At 71.0% G+C, this 6,149-nt stretch carries 3 protein-coding genes; 1 reads left to right on the top strand and 2 read right to left on the bottom strand.

Features of this window, described 5'->3' with window-relative positions; genetic code table 11:
• Positions 1-140 precede the first annotated feature (140 nt).
• Both AC07FT_RS22335 and AC07FT_RS22330 read right to left on the bottom strand, forming a co-directional pair.
• Positions 141-1,907 (bottom strand): BCCT family transporter, encoded by a 1,767-nt coding sequence (locus AC07FT_RS22335; RefSeq protein WP_479177783.1) that lies wholly within the window; start codon positions 1,905-1,907, stop codon positions 141-143.
• Positions 1,908-2,368: 461 nt separating this feature from the next.
• Positions 2,369-4,360, bottom strand: a complete 1,992-nt coding sequence (locus AC07FT_RS22330) for a Xaa-Pro dipeptidyl-peptidase (RefSeq protein ID WP_479177782.1) — start codon at positions 4,358-4,360, stop codon at positions 2,369-2,371.
• 186 nt (positions 4,361-4,546) lie between these two features.
• On the opposite strand from AC07FT_RS22330, the gene AC07FT_RS22325 reads away from it, so the two are divergent.
• A complete protein-coding gene (locus AC07FT_RS22325) occupies positions 4,547-6,037 on the top strand; it encodes a M1 family metallopeptidase (protein ID WP_479177781.1) in 1,491 nt (496 codons plus the stop codon).
• Positions 6,038-6,149 lie beyond the last annotated feature (112 nt).

Raw genomic sequence — 6,149 nt, 5'->3', positions numbered from 1 at the left:
CTACCACGTGATGCGGGGCTACTTCGAGGACGAGAGGGCCACCGCCCGCGCGATCACCCCGGACGGCTGGCTGCGGACCGGTGTCACCGGGGCGGGCCGCTCGGGGCCGCCGCCGAAGCGGGCTTCGGCGGCGGGTGGTGTTATGCCTTGCCCGCGGGGGCGGGGCCGACCGGGTCGTCCGCGCCGTCGCCGTCCTGCGGCGGGTCCGGCGGGGTGGCCGGGCCGATGCGGATCTCGAACTCGCCGTCGTACTTCTCGTGTCCGGCGATGACGGCCATCTCGACCGCCTCCTCGCCCTTCTCGCCCCGGACGATCAGCGGGTCGCGGCGCAGGTCCCGCAGCAGGGCCCAGCAGAGCCCCACCATCACCAGGGTGAACGGGGCCGCCACCAGGATCGTCAGGTTCTGGAGTCCGGTGAGGGCGTCGTCCCCACCACCGCCGATCAGCAGCATGATGGCCGCGACACCACCGGTGACCACACCCCAGAAGATCACCACGAACCGGGTGGGTTCGAAGGCGCCCTTCTGCGAGAGCGTGCCCATCACGATGGACGCCGCGTCCGCGCCGGAGACGAAGAAGATGCCGACCAGGACCATCACCAGGACGCTCATCACGCCCGCGATCGGGTACTGGTCGAGCACACCGAAGAGCTGGCCCTCGGGCGTGGTCTCCTTGCCCAGGCGGCCCGCGGCCTCCAGCTTCATCGCCGAACCGCCGAAGATGGCGAACCACAGCAGGCTGACGGTGCTCGGCACGAGGATCACACCGCCGACGAACTGCCGGATGGTGCGGCCGCGGCTGATGCGCGCGATGAACATGCCGACGAACGGCGTCCAGGAGATCCACCAGGCCCAGTAGAAGACCGTCCAGCTGCTCAGCCAGTCGGCGACCGTCTGGCCGCCGGTGGCCTCGGTACGGCCCATGAGCTGGGGCAGGTCACCGAGGTAGCCGCCGATCGAGGTGGGCAGCAGATCGAGGATGATGATCGTCGGGCCCGCGATGAACACGAAGACGGCCAGGAACAGCGCCAGCACCATATTGATGTTGGACAGCCACTGGATGCCCTTGGCGACACCGGAGACCGCGGAGGCGATGAACGCCGCGGTGAGGATCGCGATGACCGCCACCAGCAGCGAGGTGCCGACATCGCTCTTCCAGCCCAGCACCTCGACACCGCTGCCGATCTGGAGCGCGCCCAGGCCCAGCGAGGCGGCGGAACCGAAGAGGGTGGCGAAGATGGCGAGGATGTCGATGACCCGGCCGACCCAGCCGTTGGCGTGGCCACGGCCGATCAGCGGGGTGAAGACGGCACTTATGGTCTGCCTGCGGCCACGCCGGAAGGTGCTGTAGGCGATGGCCAGACCGACCACGGCGTAGATGGCCCACGGGTGCAGCGTCCAGTGGAACAGCGTGGTGGCCATGGCCGTTTCCATGGCGTCGGCCGCGCCCTTGGGGTCGGTGCCCGGCGGTGGGTTCACGAAGTGCGAGAGCGGCTCGCTCACGCCGTAGAACATCAGGCCGATGCCCATGCCCGCGCTGAACATCATCGCGACCCATGAGACGGTGCGGAACTCGGGCTCCTCGCCCTCCTTGCCGAGCGTGATCTTGCCGTAACGGCTCATGGCCAGCCACAGCGCGAAGATCACGAAGCCCGACGCGGCGAGTACGAAGGCCCAGCCACCGTTGTGGATCAGCCCGGTCAGCATGCTGCCCGAGGCGTCCTCCAGGGTGTCGGTGGAGGCCGCGCCCCAGACCACGAAGGCGAGCGTGAGCGCGGCGGAGACGCCGAACACCACGCGGTCCGTCTGGGGAGCCCGGTGCTCCGGTCCCCCCGAGCCCCCGGCTTGAGCTGTTGTGCCCGGAGGACCGCCCTTGGCGTCCCCCGTGGTCTTACCTGTCTCCGTCACGCAAGAACCTCTCACTGGATTTCACTGAATGTGAACAACGTTTGACCGACGACGTTCCGGCTACCCAGCAGATGGACGCGTATGCCATTTTCCGTGGCACCGCTGCCTCCCGTATCACCAGGTCAGCGCCGGTTTCCCCATCTTCTCGACGGATCGGGCACACCCCCGGCGGCTGCCATGGGGGCGGTTCTTCCGGTCAGCGGTCATCCACGGGCCGTCCGATGGGTCACGGGTGGGGTGGCGGCGCGCTGATGTGCGGCGCACTGTACCCGAGGGTCCGGGCCGTCGTACCCCTTCCGACGTCGGGTTTCTCCGCGCTGCCACCGTGGGTGGCCGGCGCGGGGAGGTGGGGGGGGGGGGGGGGGGGGGAAAAAAGAAGAGGGGGGGGGGGGGGGGGGGGGGGGGGGGGGGGGGGGGGGGTGCCCCCCCCCCCCCCCCCCCCCCCCACCTCCGCCGAGGGGTCAGCCGGTGGTGTGCGCGGAGGGCATGTGGTCGCCCTGCCGCCCCGGCTCCGGCTCCGCGACGCCCTTGGTCAGCGGGCCGGTGGCCGGTGGGCCGGCGGTGGTGTCCGGTACCCCGCCGACCAGCGGCAGCCGGGCGGAGGTGCGGGGCAGATCCAGGGTCAGCCGCGGGGTGGTGTCCGGCCGTTCGATGAGGCCCGCGTCGGTCCCGGCGATGATCAGGGCGAGCCGGTGTCCGGCCGGGACGACGTGGTCGGTGGCGGCCAGGTCGAGGGTGAGGGTGTAGCGCTTGCCCGGGGTCAGCGGGCGGCCCGTGCCGTCCCCGGCGTAGGTGCCGAGGTCGGCCCAGCCACGGCTGATGACCGTGTGGTCGACCCGGGCCGGATCGGCGGCGGTCTCCTTGAAGCAGGCGCTGTCGCCCTCGGTGCTGCTCCCCCAGCAGGTGCGCCGGTCATGGGTGACGATGCCCTCGCCGTCGCCGGTGTAGTCGCGGATGGTGGCCGGACCGATGTCGACCAGGACCGCGGAGAGATGGGCGCTGGTGGTGGAGGGGGTGGCGGTGACGGTCACCGTGCCCGAGCCGGACAGCCGCAGCGGTGCGCGCAGTGTGCCGGTGGTGAAGCCCGCCTTGTCCGGGGTGGACCGTCCCACCTGGGCGGCCCAGTCGGCCTCGCTGTGCGCGGGGTCGTCGGTGAAGGTCTCGGTCGTCCCGGGCGCGGCCCGGCGGGTGCTGAGGACGCCGACGCCGGGGGTGTCACCATCGCGCGGGCGCAGGGTGGTCTGCCGGGTGCCGGACGGTGGCCAGGCGCGGTCGGTGGACCACTGGTCGGGGGCGCGTTCGACATCGGCCATCGGTTCGCGCTCGACGCCGTTGTCGAAGCCCATCAGGTAGTGATCGAACCAGCGGTGCAGGGTGCGCACCCAGTGGCCGCGCCGGAAGTCGAACGGGTCCACATGGCCGGTCTGGGAGAGCCAGATCTTGCGCTCGACACCCGCCCGGGAGAGGGCGTTCCACCACTGTCCGAGGTGCTTGGTGCGGACGTTGAGGTCCTGCATGCCGTGGACGGCGAAGACACTGGCGCGGACCTTGGCCGCGTCGGGCACGTAGTCGCGGGCGCTCCACAACGCGGTCCGGTCACCGGTCCGCGGCGCGCCCTCGACCAGCTTCCGCTGCACGTCGGCGCAGCGGCCGCGGGCGGCGTCGCTCTCGATGCCGTCGGCGAGGGCGTCGGGGCCGGAGTCGAAGAGCGGCGCTCCCTGGGCGAAGTAGTAGTCGTACCAGGAGGAGATGGCGCCGATGGGCACGATGGTCTTGAGCCCCTTGACGCCGGTGGCGGCCACTCCGTTGGCCACCGTGCCGTCGTAGCTCTTGCCGATCATCCCGGTGGCGCCGTTGGACCAGCTCGCGGTCACGGCTCCGCCGCCGCTGGCGGCGTCGTAGCCGCGGGCGCGGCCGTTCAGCCAGTCGACCACGGACTTGGCGGACTGGATGTCGGACCGGCCGCCGATGTCCACACAGCCGTCGGAGCGGCTGGTTCCGGCGAGGTCGACCAGGACGGTGGCGTAGCCGCGCGGTACGAAGTAGTTGTCGTAGAAGAGCGGGAACCGGACGGGTTTCCCGTCCGCGTCATAGGTCTTGGTCTGGCTCTCGTTGCCGCGTCCGCAGCACGCGTAGTACGGGCTGGCGTCCATGATGACGGGGACGCGGCGGCCCGCCTGGGCGGGTTCACGCGGCCGGACGATGTCGACGGCGACACGGTCGGTCCTGCCGTCCGCGTCGCCGTCGACCCTGGTGTCCACCCATACGGTTTCGCGTATGGCGTGCTCGTAGGAGTAGACGGGTCTGCTCTCCCGGGCCGCGCCGGTGGCCGCGTGGGCGGCCTGGGTGCCCAGCGGGGGCAGCAGGGTGGCGACGGCGGCGAGCAGTGCGGTGACCGACGACAGGATCAGCGTGGTCCAGTGGATGCGGGGTTTCCGCCTCGGTAGCAGCACGGCCGGACGGTAGCGCGAGTCAACTCCCCCGCAGAAGAGGCGCGCACCGGGAACTGAGGGACACTCAGCCGGATGCCATGGCGTCCGGATGTCGATTACATGTCAGATCGCCAGATGGACGCGCGGAACCCCTCGGGAGTACATAGAGTCGCGAGTGATCGTTCTCCCCTACGAGTTGGAGGACTCGTGCGTCACCACAGACTCCTCGTCCCGGGCGCGGCCGCGGCCTGCCTGCTGCTGGCGATCCCGGCGTCGGCGGCCGATGCCACCCCGGGCGCCCCCGGCGTCGGGGATTCCTACTACCCGTCGTACGGCAACGGCGGGTACGACGTCTCCCACTACGACCTGCGGCTGAAGTACCAGCCGACGACGGACCGGCTGGAGGGCACGACCACCGTTCAGGCCACCGCCACCCAGGACCTGTCGCGCTTCAACCTGGACTTCGCCCTGGATGTGAGCGAGGTGCTGGTGGGCGGGAAGAAGGCGGCGTTCACCGCGACCGGCGACCACGAGCTGGAGATCACCCCGGCCACGCCGCTGGACAAGGGCCGCGCCTTCACCGTGGTGGTGCGCTATCACGGCACACCGTCGAAGGTGCAGGTGAACGGGTTCACCGCCTGGCTGCGCACCCCGGACGGGGCGGTGGCGGCCGGTGAGCCGGAGTCGGCCTGGTGGTGGTACCCCAGCAATGACCACCCGACGGACAAGGCCACCTACGACGTCTCGGTGGCGGTCCCGGACGGTACGCAGGCGCTCAGCAACGGCACCCTCCAGTCGACCACCTCCCGGCTGGGCTGGACCCGCTACAACTGGCGCTCGGCCAAGCCGCAGGCCACGTATCTGACCACGCTGGCGGTGGGCAGGTTCGACATCACCAAGGACACCACCGCGAGCGGTCTGCCGGTCATCAACGCGTACAGCAAGGACCTGGGCGACAACGCGGGCGCGGCCCGGGCGAGCGTGGAGCGCTCGGCGGAGATCGTGGACTGGGAGTCCACCGTCTTCGGCCCGTACCCCTTCGAGGCGTTGGGCGGCTATGTGCCGAACGTGCCCACCGGATTCGCGCTGGAGACCCAGACCCGGCCGTTCTACAGCCCCCGTGGGTTCTCCCGGGGCGCGAACACCTCGCTGGTCGTCCATGAGCTGGCCCACCAGTGGTTCGGGGACAGCGTCTCGGTGAAGAAGTGGCGGGACATCTGGATCAACGAGGGGTTCGCCAGCTACGCCGAGTGGCTCTGGTCGGAGAAGGAGGGTGAGGGCACCGCGCAGGAACTGGCGGACTACACCTACGCCTCCTATCCGGCGGACGACCCCTTCTGGACGGTCAAGCCCGCAGACCCGGGCGCGGAGAACCAGTTCCACGACGCGGTCTACGACCGTGGCGCGCTGGCCCTCCAGGCACTGCGCAACAAGGTCGGCGACAAGGACTTCTTCGCCATCATCAAGGGCTGGACGAAGAAGAACCGATACGGCAACGCCTCGGTGCGGAACTTCGTGACCTACGCCGAGAAGGTGTCCGGCGAGCCGCTGAACGCGCTCTTCGACACCTGGCTGTACACCCCGTCCAAGCCCACCGCGGCGGCGGCGAAGGCGGCGTCGGTGAGCCCGGCCAAGTCCGTGGCGAAGCCCAGGTCGTGGGACCGGATCCAGGCCACGCACAGCGCCCACCGGCACTGACCGCGGCACGGAATTCCGGCCAGGGGGCGGGGGGGGGGGGGGGGGGGGGGGGGGGGGGGGGGGCGGGGGGGGGGGGGGGGGGTTTGGGGGGGGGGGGGGGGGGGGGAGACTC

The sequence above is a fragment of the Streptomyces sp. NPDC045899 genome (genome assembly GCF_056431485.1).
This window is presented reverse-complemented; position numbering and strand designations above follow the sequence as displayed.